The 13,766-nt window shown below is 48.6% G+C and carries 11 protein-coding genes; 5 read left to right on the forward strand and 6 right to left on the reverse strand.

Going from position 1 to position 13,766, the window contains the following annotated elements:
- Positions 1-34 precede the first annotated feature (34 nt).
- From ACFQ3W_RS16470 to ACFQ3W_RS16490, 5 genes are all read left to right on the forward strand, one after another.
- Positions 35-754 carry a LytR/AlgR family response regulator transcription factor gene (locus tag ACFQ3W_RS16470; RefSeq protein ID WP_379320335.1) on the forward strand — a complete coding sequence of 240 codons (720 nt, stop codon included), beginning with the start codon at positions 35-37 and terminating at the stop codon, positions 752-754.
- Entirely contained in the window at positions 751-2,034 is a 1,284-nt protein-coding gene (locus ACFQ3W_RS16475) for a GHKL domain-containing protein (RefSeq protein WP_379320336.1), read from the forward strand. The genes ACFQ3W_RS16470 and ACFQ3W_RS16475 overlap by 4 nt, the downstream gene beginning before the upstream one ends.
- Positions 2,035-2,202: 168 nt before the next feature.
- A complete protein-coding gene (locus ACFQ3W_RS16480; RefSeq protein WP_379320337.1) occupies positions 2,203-2,373 on the forward strand; it encodes a hypothetical protein in 171 nt (56 codons plus the stop codon).
- Positions 2,374-2,376: 3 nt separating this feature from the next.
- Positions 2,377-3,087 (forward strand): ATP-binding cassette domain-containing protein, encoded by a 711-nt coding sequence (locus tag ACFQ3W_RS16485; RefSeq protein WP_379320338.1) that lies wholly within the window; start codon positions 2,377-2,379, stop codon positions 3,085-3,087.
- Positions 3,074-4,288, forward strand: a complete 1,215-nt coding sequence (locus tag ACFQ3W_RS16490) for a hypothetical protein (protein WP_379320339.1) — start codon at positions 3,074-3,076, stop codon at positions 4,286-4,288. The genes ACFQ3W_RS16485 and ACFQ3W_RS16490 overlap by 14 nt, the downstream gene beginning before the upstream one ends.
- Positions 4,289-4,427: 139 nt before the next feature.
- On the opposite strand, the gene ACFQ3W_RS16495 is transcribed toward ACFQ3W_RS16490, so the two are convergent.
- From ACFQ3W_RS16495 to ACFQ3W_RS16520, 6 genes are all read right to left on the reverse strand, one after another.
- Positions 4,428-7,037: a LuxR C-terminal-related transcriptional regulator gene (locus tag ACFQ3W_RS16495; RefSeq protein ID WP_379320340.1), complete on the reverse strand. Its 2,610-nt coding sequence runs from the start codon at positions 7,035-7,037 to the stop codon at positions 4,428-4,430.
- 207 nt (positions 7,038-7,244) lie between these two features.
- Positions 7,245-9,437, reverse strand: a complete 2,193-nt coding sequence (locus ACFQ3W_RS16500; protein ID WP_379320341.1) for a DEAD/DEAH box helicase — start codon at positions 9,435-9,437, stop codon at positions 7,245-7,247.
- Positions 9,434-10,759 (reverse strand): ATP-binding protein, encoded by a 1,326-nt coding sequence (locus ACFQ3W_RS16505; RefSeq protein WP_379320342.1) that lies wholly within the window; start codon positions 10,757-10,759, stop codon positions 9,434-9,436. Before ACFQ3W_RS16505 ends, ACFQ3W_RS16500 begins: the two co-directional genes overlap by 4 nt.
- Complete coding sequence (locus ACFQ3W_RS16510; protein ID WP_379320343.1) at positions 10,756-12,363, reverse strand: TerB N-terminal domain-containing protein; 1,608 nt, start codon at positions 12,361-12,363, stop codon at positions 10,756-10,758. Before ACFQ3W_RS16510 ends, ACFQ3W_RS16505 begins: the two co-directional genes overlap by 4 nt.
- Before the next feature lie 158 nt (positions 12,364-12,521).
- On the reverse strand, positions 12,522-12,692 hold the full coding sequence (locus ACFQ3W_RS16515; protein WP_379320344.1) for a hypothetical protein: 171 nt from the start codon (positions 12,690-12,692) through the stop codon (positions 12,522-12,524).
- A gap of 60 nt (positions 12,693-12,752) precedes the next feature.
- On the reverse strand, positions 12,753-13,646 hold the full coding sequence (locus ACFQ3W_RS16520) for an AraC family transcriptional regulator (protein ID WP_379320345.1): 894 nt from the start codon (positions 13,644-13,646) through the stop codon (positions 12,753-12,755).
- Positions 13,647-13,766: the final 120 nt, after the last annotated feature.

A 13,766-nucleotide genomic window follows, 5' to 3' on the forward strand; every position in this document is an offset into this window, starting at 1 on the left:
TGTAGATAAACGAACCAGGAAAAGGGGGGAAAGAATGATAAGAGTGGCAATTTGTGACGATGAAGATCAAGCCGTTGCACTACATAGAGCAATTATTCAAAGCACTTTGAAAAGCTGTGGGATTGGCTTTGAAATTTCGACCTATACGCATAGCGATAACCTACTTTTTGATATTGTAGAGGATGGCTTTTTTTATGATTTGCTTTTGCTGGATATTGAAATGCCGAAAGTAACGGGGATGGAAATAGCCGAAAAAATAAAACCTTATTTGCCGAATATAAAAATCATTTTCATCACTTCGCATATCGAATACGCGATTGATGCCTATGAATTATCCATTTTCCGTTATGTTCCCAAAAGTGAATTGGGCAAACGGCTTCCTGTGGCGATCGCAGACGCCGCAAGGTTGATTGCGCTGGAAGCCGGCCGGGAATATACAATACAGACAAACAGCCGCATGGAGAAAATACCCTACAAAGAGATATTCTACATCCGACGGGACGGAAAAAATGCGAGTATCCTATCAAGCCTCGGCGTGTCAAAAGTTAGAAGGAGCTTACAACAAGTTTACGATGAATTAAATACGCCAGAGTTTATCTTTATTGACCGTGGCTACATTGTAAATATCATTCAGATCATGAAAATCAGTGATGGAATGGCCGTTTTGAAAAACGGTGAGCAGCTACCCGTCAGCCGTTCCCATGTGCAGGAAGTAAAACAGCAGATCAACAAGTTTTGGGGGGCGCACATATGATGGAATGGGTTCAGATTATTTCTAATCTACTAACAAATAACATACGGATTTTTCTGTGCCTCTTTCTGGTTGCAGAGCTTTTGAAACTTCCTAGAATTCAACGAAACGCTGCGGGTCTTTCTTTAGGCGTAGCAGCCGTAATCACAGTTCTTACGCTTTTGCCGCTTTCACAGTTCTATCTGACGGGGATTGAGATTGTTGCGTTAATGGCAATAGCCCACTATTTGTTCCATGAAGAAACAAGAATGTGTTTATTCTTGATTTTCTTTTATGAAATAAGCGTTGCTCTCTGGGATTTCCTGATCTCGGCGGGGTTAGGCATGATCTTTCAGTCCGAGCGATTTGTTGACAGTACGACAAGCGAATATATGATAGCCATTTGGATTGTCCGTTTATTCATGATCGGGATTGCAACATACATAGTCAAAAAGCGAAACACTGTAGTACATCCCTCTTTCCGGTTAGCAGCCATTATTGCACTTTTGGGTATGTTCGGGGTAATTGCACTCTCCGAGCAAAATGTCATTTCACTAAACGATGACCAGCTTACATCATGGACTATTCTATCGCTTATGACGGTGTTAGCCGTTTTGTTGTTCAACCTAAACCGCAAATATGAGATGGAAAAAGAAATCGCCCAGTTAAAAGAGGAACAGGCTGCATTGTTGGAACGAAATTATGAAGCACTACGCGATGTCTATTCAACCCATGCCAAGCTGTTCCACGATCTTCACAATCATGTTGAAATCATGTATCGCTATCTTACACAAGGAAAAGCCGCTGAGGCTACCCAATATTTGGAGGCCTTACGGACTCCTATTCGAGAAATTACCCAAACCGTTTGGACGGGTGAGGAGGCGGTAGATTATCTAATCAACAGCAAAATAGCTCTTGCGGCACAGTCACATATTGAAGTGAAAGCCAATATTGAGTTTCCCCGCCACACGAATATTCGCAGTACGGATTTAGTAGCTATTTTGGGAAACCTGTTGGACAATGCCCTTGAAGCCGCCGAAAATGCCAATGGTGATTTACGCTTTATCTCTTTGACTATACGGCGCATTAACGAAATGCTGGTTATAAAGGTTGAAAACGGTTATCGTACAGCACCCGTTACGAAGGACGGAAAATTGCAGACTTCTAAATCAGACAAAGAATTGCATGGATGGGGATTGAAAAGTGCCTGTGCTGCTGTGGAACGCTACGATGGAACCGTTGAAATATCTTATGAGAAGAACATATTCCGCGTCGTTACGACTTTGTCCTATAACACGATATAAAACCGATTAGCTCTTGATAGAAACGGTAGATTGCCTTGATGGTGATCTGCCGTTTTTTCATGGACAAAAACCTACCAATGATGGACTTTTCCGTGTGGTTTGCAATTTTACTATATGCTATTTCTGTAACAAGAAACGTTACTAAAAATCTTGATTTGAGGTGTTATCATGCGTCACTTTTATTTTCGTTTGATTATCGGTATCGTCTGGCTGATCGCAGCGATCTTTAGTGTTGTAAACGGCAATTTCCCGTTTGCCGCCCTGTATGTCGTTTTGGGGATTGTATTCCTGTACTCGGCCAACTCCATTTGGAAAAAGGAAAAAGGCAACCGGAGGTAACGTATGGACCGCTCGAAATTACTTGTCATCAAGAATCTGTGTGCGTGGTACACGCAGGATAAACCAGTTCTTGCCGATTTCTCCATTACATTGGGAACCAATGAAGTCGTTGGACTGATTGGGCTAAACGGCGCGGGAAAGACAACTTTCATCAAAACGCTATCAGGCTTGATTGATAGTTTCATTTTAGAAACCGCCCTTTGGAATGGTGCCCCCTTCTCTTTCCGGGATAAAGCTTTCAAGCTAAACCGCTACACTGTATTTGCGGAAGATCACTCCTTTCGGTATTTTACTTTTCGGGAGTATTTTTCGTATGTGGCGGCGTCTTATGGGAAAAAGCAACGAGATGCTTCCGAGCTGGTACAAGGCTTCCATTTTGAAGAATACACCGATGTTCTTTTGAAAGAGTTGTCAACCGGCAATTTGAAAAAAGCATATTTGATTACAGCCTTTGCCTTACGCCCAAAGCTACTGCTTCTCGACGAGCCGGTGAACGGCCTTGATTTCCAGAGCACCGAATATCTCTACAAGCTCATGGAAGGCTACAAAAAGTACGGAACCATTTTGTTTTCCTCTCATATTCTCGAAAGCATCTGCTTAACTTCTGATCGAGTGATCGTGCTGGAACACGGGAAAATCAAGAGAGCATTTACCGGCAAAGAAATAGGCACCGAAAAGATCCGGGAGGTGCTTGCAACTGATGGGAACCGTTAAAGCAATTTCCAAACAACTGCTGGGTGCACAATATGAGCGCATTACAAAGAGCCTGTTGGCCTGCCTGATTCTGTTCTTTGCCCTTTTTGCCGCAGAGATCAGAATACCGGTTGCCCCGTTTATTCTTTTCCTGACCGCAACGGTCTTTACAGCGGGCGTCATGTGGCAGACATTAAGCTCATCGCAAAATGCCGAAAGCATGATGGGACTATTCATGCTTCCCTTTGAAAACAAGGAACTGACGTTTTCCTATACCGTGGCTTTTAGCGGGTATACGTTGATTACAAAATCATCTTGGGTGCTCGCGCTCTTTTTTGCAGTTGGGAACTGGAGCATCCTGCAAGTGCTGGTCGCGTTGCTCTGTGCCTGTAACGGCTGTATGATGGCAACGGTATGGTATTCCATGATGGGGCAAAAGAGGATACTGCCTGCCTTCCTGTGGGAGACTGGCATCATACTTTCGATTTTCTATGTGCAGCAGCTTCCGGTACTCTTTTGTATCGTGTTTATCAGCTTGGGGCTATCTGTGCTGTATCTCCGTTCAGTCAATGCCTATACATTTTACCGGCCTGTGTCAGCAAAAGCCCTTGTTAAACATTCCGGGAAAACCGGGAGCGTCTTTATCTATTTGCTGCGGTATTTAATAACAAATAAGAATTACCTGATAAATACCTTTGGCTTATGGGGAATCGCCTGCTTTTTGCCGTTGCTTCTTGGGCAATTCGAGGGGTTAAACATCATGCCGCTGGGCTTTGCCATTCTATGCCTAAATACGCCGATTTGTATTCTTCTGTCATGCGATCCCGGAACGGAACAAGCTATCCGGGTGCTGCCCGGACAGGCTATTCGTTTTGGCAGCCGGTATTGCCTTTTTATCTTTCTTGTCCACATGACCACCAGCACCGTCTATCTGTTTAGTTGGCAATTTCAATATGGCGGGATCAGCGGCATGGATGTTTTAATGGCGGTACTGTTTGCCCTTCAGAGTGCGGTTCTATCTGTTCTGCTGGAATGGCTGCGCCCGATCCGTCATTGGAAAGTCGAAAATGATCTGTGGCACCATCCACGAAAATATGTTGTTCCGCTGTTGATGATGCTCGTTGCAGCCTTTATCAGCACATGGCCGTTTATGGTTTGGATTTGGCTTTGTGTTTTGCTGATTGAAATTTTGAGTTTTCTGCTAATAGCGAGGAGGATATAGCCATGAAAAACACAAAATGCTGCCCCAAATGCAGCTCTCACCATATTGTGCGGGTGCCGAACAACCAGAACCGTCACGCGAGTGGGAACAATATTTACACTTCGTGACAAGATCAAGCACACTTTCGGATAACAAGGCGTTAACCCTGCAGCTTCTGTCCGCGTTTTATCGCCTCTACCCGATTTTTGGCCTGCAGCTTGCTATAAATGTGGTTAATGTGGGCCTTTAAGGTTCCCATGCCGATTCCAAGCGCCTTCACGATTGCGGGGTTATCCAAACCTTCCTCCATATAGTGAAAAATCAAGTGCTCTCGCGGTGTCAGCAGCTTTTCTAAAGAGTCTCCGCTTGGCAGAGGCAGAGCTCCGAAAGCCCCACCAAAGCTGGATAAAATCCTACGCACATATTGCAGTGAAGGCGTGCTCCGGTCTCGGAGATTCCCTTTTTGCCGCTGCCCCACATATTCTTTAAGCAGCTCGGCGACGCTCTTTCCTTTATCCACAAAAATTCGGATGTAATCATCCGGTTCCGCATACGTCAGCGCTTCCTCCAACCCCAGCAGCGCTTGCTGCGGCTTGCCTTCCCGCTGGAGCATCATGGCCTGCAAAATTTGAATATCCAGTGCCACCATCGGACGGTGATTTTTTACAGCTAATTGAAACAGTCTTTTCGACAGTGCCCATGCCTCCTGGCCTTGGCCGATCTCCATCAGCACTCTGACGAGAAAAACGTAAACATATAGCTGAAAAACTGAAATCGGATCATCCGCATGGACTTGGTAGCGTTCCTTCCACTCCATCGCAGCAGATACGTCGCCTGCATCCAGCCGCAGCGCGGCAAGCTCCGCATCCAGAATAATAGGCGCTTCGCTGGCACCATCCAAGGATGCTCGCCGATACGCCTGCTCCAGCCATTTTTCCGCCTCGGCTATGTCTTGTCTGGCCCGGCTGATTCTTGCCAAGAACAAACTAGCAGGAACATACACCTTTTCCGGCTGAAAATGCGACTGGCTATAGCCGTGCAAGCCCAGCTTCAAGTAACGTTCCGCTAATTCCAGCTCGTCGCGCTCATACAACAACTCGCCGTAGCAGACGACTACCGAATCCTCCAGTCCCATCTGCTTCATGAAGTCGATCATATTTTGGAAAAAAGTATCCGAAAGCCCTCGGGGCAGATGTTCGCCCCGCTTGCCGTTATAGGACCTGTAGATGGACGGTGCCAGCGGCATTTGAGGAGATGCGAAAATCAGGTCCGTTCCGTTCGGACTGTACTTAAGCGAGAGCTGAATGTACTCCAAACCCTTAATCATATCCATATCGTACTGGGTTGCCTTGAAATTCCTTATATAATACAAATAGCCTAAGTACCGGTTCTTTTCATCCAAACTCCAGCTTAAAGATGCTGCCTCAAAATGCCGCTCTGCCATGATTAAATGCCGCTCTGCCAAATCCACCTCCTGCCCCCACAGTAAAGAAAATGTGTATGAAAAATATAAATAAGGGTGCTGCTGAAGCAACTCCGTGGGTATAACCGACAGCCATACTCTCATCGTGGAAAATTCTCGACGGATCATCAGGCTCCTCATCTGCTCAAGTAGGCGAATGGCCTGGTTATATTCGGCTCCTGCCAGATAGTAATCCACCGCCTCTTCAAGAAGCTGCTGCTTTTCGCACCAAATAGCCGCCGCCTCATACAGTTCATATAGCTTGTCCGGGTCGCGCCGCTGCTGCTCCCGCAGGAGAAATTCGCCGAACAAATGATGGAATCGATACCATTCGCGTTGATCATCCTGCGGGATGAGAAACAAATTCAAATGAAGCAATTCCTCCAGCTTGTCCGCCCCATGTTCGCCAGCAACCGCTTCGCAGAGTGGGCTGTTCATTCGCTGCAAAATGGACACATCGAGCAAAAATTGGCGCGTCGCTTCATCCAGTGCTGCAAACACTTCTTCAAATAGATACCGCTCGACACCTTCATGGGCAAGAGACGTGCCGGAGGGGATTTGCCAAGCATCCATCCACATCTCATCTCGATCTCGCGCAGTCAGGGAAATTAACCTGAGGCCGGTTACCCAACCCTCCGTTTGTTCGGAAATCCGCTCTATCGCCTCTCGGGTCAGTTCTTTTTTTCCATCCATCCGAAAAAACTCAATAATTTCCTGCCGATTGAAGCATAGTTGCTCGGCGCAAATTTCCTGAATCCAGTTTCGACTGATCCAGCGAGCTCTCACAAATCCGTTCATCGTCCGGCTGCCAAAATAAAGGTGCAGATGGGAAGGCAAATACTCAAGAAAATAGGAAACCGATGCGATAATATCAGCATCGTGAATGACATGCCAGTCATCCAATACGAGAACGAGCGGCTTATCCAATCGGCTAAGCTCGTTAAGCAATGTAATAATGTAAGACTCGTAATGACCAGGGCTAAGCGTAGTGGCGGCCGCCTGGATATGATCGGACAAACCTCCCTGTGCTAGCGCAATCGCCTCCGTCATGTATGACCAAAACCGAATCAGGTCGTTATCCTTTTCATCCAGCGATAACCATCCGGCAGGAACGTGTAGCTGACTGACCCACTCGCTAAGCAGCGTTGTTTTCCCGTAACCGGCTGGCGCTGTAACAAAGGTAGCCCTAAAGCTTAATCCGTCATGAAGTCCAGCCAGAAGCCGGGGGCGGGGCACGGAGGGGGCCAGCGACTGGGGCCTTTTTAATTTACTGAGCAGCAGGAATTGTCTATCATTGATCTCCGGCATCACTATCCCTCCTTTAGGTTGAATCACATAACCGCAATTCTATTAAAAAGAGCCCTGCTAGTATATAGCGGAGCTCTCTTTGTAAGTTTACTAGCTTTTGTTAGTTGAACAATCCTACGATGGCGGCTGCGCCTTGACCTAATTCCTCCAACATTATACATCCTATTTTTAATTATCAAAAGATTTGTTTTTTATGCCCATAACCATTCATGACATTAATGTTCCGTTTAGGCCTTCTCGGAGGCCTCTTAAATCAAGTCCATCCGCAGCAAAGGCTAAGCGCACGAGCTCGGGCGAAACAAACTCGTCGTATTTGCCAAGGTACGGAGCCTCATCCGGCGCCAGCAGCTGCTCCTCGGTGCTGTGTTGGCATTCCCAGATCATGTCGCGCACCAGGCTTCCAGCATCGCACTTTCCGGACACAATCATGTAGTAAGGTTCCATCGGTACGACCGATCTTAAGCCAAGCCGTTCGGAAAGATTATGCTTAAGCAGTCGCTCCAAGGTGCGGAATTGCTTGCTGCCCACCCAAGGCAAAACAAACATCGAGTCCCCGCCTGCCGGAAGGACGATTTGCTTGGTCAGCCCGGTCTCTCTCGCTAACCGCCGCGCTCGCTCCAGCCGATTCACCGCCTGCGGAGACAGATACGGATAAATCGTTTGCTCCGCGAGAACCTCACGCATCTTCTGGACGACTAGCGTATGAATGTCTCCTCCAGCTCCGAGCCACAGCGTATCCACTTTGCCAATCGCCGCTTTGACATAGACCGCCTTATGCTTTGTGTCCACCTCCGTGACCTTCCACAGCTTGCCGGCGAGCGTAAAGCAGTAACCTGGAGGCGGAACCGTAGTGATCGAGCCGATTTCCTCCGAGCCGTTGTAAACAGAATGCTCCTCATCATCTTGAAACACGGCATAAAACCGGAAATTGTTAATGATCTTCTCTCCGGTTAAACCGACGATCAACGTCTTCTCTTCCGTCCACTGCACGTGATCGGTCTGCAGAAGGTAGTTCAGAAACAGCTTATACTGCTCAGGTGTAACCTCGCGAAAAGAAGGCAGCGACAGCACCGATTGAGCAAGCTCTGCCGGTTCGGCTTCCCCCATGCTTTTCAGAATGCTCATCGTTTGGTGGTACATCGTACCGATCGGCATTTTTCGGATATCCACCGGCTCAATCCACTTGTGCCGTACATACAGCTCGATCACCGCGATCGCTCGCAGCAAGGTCCACGGCATTCTGGCTGGAAGCGGAGCGTCCTCGTCCTCTTCCTCCTGGACGACGAACAGCATCTCGGACGCCGCATCATCCCGTCGGCCGGAGCGTCCCATGCGCTGCACAAAGCTGGATGCACTGTACGGAGCGCCAAGCTGCACCACCCTCTCCAGCTCCCCAAGGTCGATACCAAGCTCCAAGGTGAGCGTAGCGGCAGACACGGCCGGACCAACGCCGGTCTTCATCGCACTCTCCGCCTGCTCCCGCAGCATGGCCGAAATGCTGCCATGATGGACATAAAACACATCCGGCTGATGCCGCCGCGCCGCGATTCTTCTCATTTCCAGCGTCGTGATCTCCGCGTCCGTCCGACTGTTAGTGAAGATGAGTGCTTTTTTTATATGCGTGCTGTCGTAAATAAACTCATAAAATGCTTTACGTGCATTTTGCAGTTGCTCAGCCTGCTCTTCGTCCCGGGCATCGGGAAACGAAAAATGCTCCACTCGCAGCCGCAGCTTCCGCCCGCCTGGCGATGTAACGACCTCGACCAGCTCCGAGCTTCCGGCGCCAAGCCAAGCGCTTGCTGACGCATAATCACTGAGCGTCGCGGACAGTCCGACTCTTCTTGGCTTCGCCCCTGTCATCCGCTCGATCCGGGCGATCTGGCTCAGCACCTGAATCCCCCGATCCGCGCCCATAAATGCGTGAACCTCATCGATGATGATGTACCGCAGATCTTGGAACAAGGCAGGTATCGCATTTGGCCGGTTCATCAGCAGCCCTTCCAGCGATTCTGGGGTAATCTGCAAAATCCCGGAAGGATTTCGCACTAGCTTGTTTTTCTCCGCCTGGGGAACATCGCCGTGCCAGTGCCAAACCGGAATGTGCGATTCACGCAGCAAATCCTTCAGTCTCTCAAACTGATCGTTAATCAGCGCCTTAAGCGGCCCGATATACAAAATGCCTACGGATTTGGACGGCCGCTCATGCAGCTCGGTCAACGCTGGAAAAAAAGCCGCCTCCGTCTTCCCGGAAGCTGTCCCGGAAGCGATTAGTAAATGATGCGTCGTCTCGAAACAAATGCGGCAGGCATCCACCTGAACGGATCGCAGCGTATCCCATTTGCGCTTATAGATAAACTCCTGAATAAACGGTGCCAGCCTGTAAAAAGGGTTCGTACTCATAGCTCAAACTCCGCCAAAAAGTCGTCCACTTCAGTGTCCTCCGGATTCGATTCCGCCGGCTTTACCTGCCGCTCCCCTACAAGCTGCTCAAAGGTCGCTACGGGATTTTGATGCAGGGTATGCAGCAAATCCATAAAATCGCGGATCACTTCGCGCGGCGTCAGCAGTTGATCAGCGCCCAAGCGCCCTACCGCCATCGCCATAAATTGAATGATCTGCTCATGCGTGATTGAAGGCGTATAGCCAAAGTGCTGTGCATGGATATTCACCAGCTTCTGCAGCAAGATGAGGATTTCCTCATTGGAAAGCATGTCCAGCTTCAGAATTGGCCCGGTGTAATTGACGTACCCGTTCCCGGCAAACCGTCCCTCGATCAAACGGGACCGCAGCGCCTCATAGCTGAACAGCCCCCGGCGCTCATCCTCCACAAATTGCGGAGTTCCCCCCACAAAGATACCCAGATGCTCGGCTTTTCCCTGCATCGTATCATTGAACATTGTAAGCAGCTTCTCATAGTTGCTTTGCCGCGAAATGCTGTTCGTGATTTTGTACAAATTCACTGCCTCATCGATGAATATAAGCAGCCCCTTATAGCCGATCCGAGCAGAAAACTCCGACCACAGCTTCATATAGTCGTACCAATTCTCATCATCGATGATGACGCCGACGCCAAGCTCCTTCTTCGCTTCCGTCTTCGTAGGAACTTCACCCCGCAGCCAACGCAGCGCGGATTGCTTCCGGTCGTCGTCGGCCAGCTTGTACCCGTTCCAGTAAGCTGCCAGCACCTTGGCAAAGTCAAACCCATGAACCATGCTCTGCATTTCAGAAGTAACGGTAAAAATCCGCTGCTCCACCTCCACGTTCAAAGCCGGATCGTTCGGCCGAAGCTCGAGCTCCTTCATCACTTCCTGCTGGATGGCTGCAAACCATTTTTGCAAAATGGACTCCAAAGCCCCGCCATCAGGCCGCGTCTTGGTAGACAGGTGAGTCATCAGCTCACGGTAGGTGGCAAGTCCCTGCCCTTTTGTGCCAACAAGTCTTCGTTCCGGCGACAGGTCGGCATCAGCCACGACGAAATCACGGTCCATCGCGTAATTACGGATCGTTTGCAGCAGAAAGCTTTTTCCGCTTCCATAACGTCCCGTGATAAATCTGAATGCAGCGCCTCCCTCGGCGATATTGTCCATATCCCGCAAGATCGCCTCTACTTCCGCTCTGCGCCCAACGGCGACATGCTCCAGCCCTACTCTCGGCACGACGCCCGCAGTCAGGGAGTTGACCAGTGCAGTGGTCAGACGTTTCGGAATTTTCACTTCATTCATGAGGACTCTCCTTTCAATTTCTCGAAGCATTCCGCGTATTCCTGGGCGATTTGATCCCCGTCAATGACCAGGTCACCGATCGTTTCCATCGCGATATTGTTAATCTCATCGATCACAAGCTCCGCCATCGTCCCATATGTATCCGCCACACGGGCGAGTTCGGCCTGCGGAGAGGCGCTCCTTAAGGCACATAACGCTTCTATGTGGTAATCGTCCAAACTACTGGCAAACATGGACCATTCCTCGTCCAAGCCGGATGTATCCCAGTGAAGTTTCTTAGGCGGCTTCCCGTCTGATACAAAGGCGTCCACCGGGAGTTCCGCTTCCGGATGATCCGTCCCATTCGCTGCCTGAGTATCCGTAGAAAGCTTTTCTACGGACAACACCTCTTCGGACTCAACAGGCTCCAAGAATAGCCCCTCTTGATCAGTCATGCCTTCTATTAGATCGACTTCATCCTCGTTGCTGATAGTGAGCAGGTTCTGAACATGCTCCGTATCCACAAGTAAAGACGCTAATTTATCAGGATCTATAGTTACATTCGGTTGAACCCGCGATTTAGCTTCAAATTCCTTCTCAAGGTACCGGTCAATCAGTCGCTCTACTTCAGCTTCCAGAATAAATTCTCTGAGACGGCCGCGATAGCCTTTCAATTCTCGTAATTTATTTTCAGTATACCGAATGACGTGAGTGATGAACCTTCTTAACGGACGGTGATTGCTGATTGGCACATAGGTCAGCTTGATCGCTCTTCCGTATAATGAATCGTCATACACCGCGCTGCGGAATAGATACCTGTGAATCACCTGCTCCTGATCCGGCATAAATCTTTCGATCAGCTTGGTCTGAGTTTTTTTCACAAAATAAACATCCAGCATGGCGATCACACGAGGCACGTACTCTTCAACTACGGATTTTCCAATTCCCTGGACGAATTTGCTCCGGCGCAGCTCATAATCACTTAGCGTCAGGAGCAAACTTAGCGGAATATTGATAGGCTCCTCCCTAAAAAGCCTCAACAGCTCGATGTTAAGCAGTTCACCGTCCAGAGAACCGCCAAAGCGTATGGCAATATTGGAAAAAGGGATATCCAGCGCATGAACCATGACATAATCGGCCGCCCAATCTATTAAATAGCCATTCAGTTGAGGGTACTTACCGCCATAAGCTGCCGCAAGGCTCGCAAGCATCTCATATCCTTCGTTCGGATCAGCCCAGCCCACTCCATTAATCAGCTCATATACATAAACAAATATGTAAGATAAGTCCGTATCGGGATATCGGCCATTTCTCACCTCGGAGCGCCAGTAAAAATACCACTTCCGCTGCGACTCCATCATGTGCTCATAGGTGGGCCAATAGCTCATAAAGGGAACAAAGGGCGCAGCTTCCCCTTGTTCATGAGCCCATTTGCGCGCTTCCTGCACGAAATGCTGGTCCCGGCTATAAAAAGAAACAGGCGCCAGCTGCTCGCCACTCGCTTTTTCAGCTTCCCTTGGGGGGATGCCCACGCCTGGCTCCTCTTCATAAAAATCGATTTCCGTAAATTCAATGTATCTAGGAGTGTCCCCCATACTGTTCTTCAGTCCTCTTTCATTCCTCATCCGATCATGAATCTATTCCATTGTAGTATATCATAATTGGGGTGTTTATCAGCGGGGGCATTCAGGAATCTGAGCCGAGTTTTCGGCCGGATTTTGGTAATTAGATTACTGCCATATCCGGCCCGAAAGCTTGGGCGAAATTTGAGGTGTAGTGCGAATTAATGTTTTTCCGGATTCATCCGGCCGTTCGCCTTATCGGCTTCGTCGGAAGGCAGGGCGGTTAAATCAGCCTGTTCCGGCATGAAGCCCGTTCGCAGGTGTGGGGTCGTATCTTCATATGTAGTGCTCGGGTCACCATCGGTTTCAATCGGTTCGCGCTCATAAGGCATTATTTTCATTCCTCCTTTTGAGCATAGATTGCCCGAAGCGGTTGGTTTCATTCCATGTCGCTAATCGTTATTCATAAACGTTTTATGATATGCGTTTCGAAACTGCTTGGGAGTCATGAGAACATATCTCTTAAACAAACGCATGAAGTATTTTTCATCGGAAAACCCGCTCTCCACCGCGATGTCCTTAACCGGCAGCGTAGTCCGGGACAACAGTTCCTTTGCCTTCTCGATTCGTACCCCATGAATATATTCAAGCGGGCTCATCGAGGTATGAAGCTTAAATAAACGTGTTAAGTAGTCTTTGTTATAGTTAAATCTGGTTGCAATTTCCGATAAGGTTAGCGGCTTGATGGCGTGAATTCGGGTCCACTCGGCGATTTTGTCAAACTGCGTATCTCCCCGGGCTCCTACTCCTCTCAAGCTGAACCGGCCCATAACATGCTCGGATATCTCAATCAGCAGCGAGGTGAACGAGTAGTTTACGCTTTGATAGGTCAAATAATTGGAGTTCGCTATGTGCAAAATTTGGCTTGCGAGCACATGAATCCGATCATTCTGCCCCATATGCTCATATTTAGGGATGTATAGATGATGCACCGACCAGCCGCGCGGCACTGCTTTGCTCCACTCCGCTGCTTCCCGCTTCATCTCTTCTTGGCTCAACGTTTTTGACATATCAGGTAAATCAAAATGAAACCAATAAAACGATACCCCGGGCTCCGAAGGTTGATAGCCCATATGCCTTCTTCCTGGAGTTAGGACTAGCACATCACCGGGACCAAGCTCATATTCGTCCTCTTCTTCCCTCATGTACACTGTCCCATTAATACCGATTATCAGCTCGTAGCTGTCCATTAGCCGCTCGGCATGCTGCCAAGGCGTTTCTGAAACAAATATACCGGCCGCCGTAAAATGAACCGGGCGATCCGCCGTCGTCTTGATATAGGCCATCTTATCCTCCACTAACTATGAAGTCGGATTCGTCCACTAATTCTAGGCTTGAGCTACCGACTTAAAGCATTTTTCATGTTAACTTAATGATAAAATATACACTTGCTATATAGGTTATGG

Source organism: Paenibacillus puldeungensis (genome assembly GCF_042678945.1).
In the GTDB taxonomy this organism is placed as follows: domain Bacteria; phylum Bacillota; class Bacilli; order Paenibacillales; family Paenibacillaceae; genus Fontibacillus; species Fontibacillus puldeungensis.

What these genes read in the sequence shown, in the direction of transcription:
- ACFQ3W_RS16470 (WP_379320335.1), top strand. Translation starts at nt 35, where the DNA reads ATGATAAGAGTGGCAATTTGTGACGATGAAGATCAAGCCGTTGCACTA.
- ACFQ3W_RS16475 (WP_379320336.1), top strand. Translation starts at nt 751, where the DNA reads ATGATGGAATGGGTTCAGATTATTTCTAATCTACTAACAAATAACATA.
- ACFQ3W_RS16480 (WP_379320337.1), top strand. Translation starts at nt 2,203, where the DNA reads ATGCGTCACTTTTATTTTCGTTTGATTATCGGTATCGTCTGGCTGATC.
- ACFQ3W_RS16485 (WP_379320338.1), top strand. Translation starts at nt 2,377, where the DNA reads ATGGACCGCTCGAAATTACTTGTCATCAAGAATCTGTGTGCGTGGTAC.
- ACFQ3W_RS16490 (WP_379320339.1), top strand. Translation starts at nt 3,074, where the DNA reads ATGGGAACCGTTAAAGCAATTTCCAAACAACTGCTGGGTGCACAATAT.
- ACFQ3W_RS16495 (WP_379320340.1), bottom strand. Translation starts at nt 7,037, where the DNA reads ATGCCGGAGATCAATGATAGACAATTCCTGCTGCTCAGTAAATTAAAA.
- ACFQ3W_RS16500 (WP_379320341.1), bottom strand. Translation starts at nt 9,437, where the DNA reads ATGAGTACGAACCCTTTTTACAGGCTGGCACCGTTTATTCAGGAGTTT.
- ACFQ3W_RS16505 (WP_379320342.1), bottom strand. Translation starts at nt 10,759, where the DNA reads ATGAATGAAGTGAAAATTCCGAAACGTCTGACCACTGCACTGGTCAAC.
- ACFQ3W_RS16510 (WP_379320343.1), bottom strand. Translation starts at nt 12,363, where the DNA reads ATGAGGAATGAAAGAGGACTGAAGAACAGTATGGGGGACACTCCTAGA.
- ACFQ3W_RS16515 (WP_379320344.1), bottom strand. Translation starts at nt 12,692, where the DNA reads ATGCCTTATGAGCGCGAACCGATTGAAACCGATGGTGACCCGAGCACT.
- ACFQ3W_RS16520 (WP_379320345.1), bottom strand. Translation starts at nt 13,646, where the DNA reads ATGGCCTATATCAAGACGACGGCGGATCGCCCGGTTCATTTTACGGCG.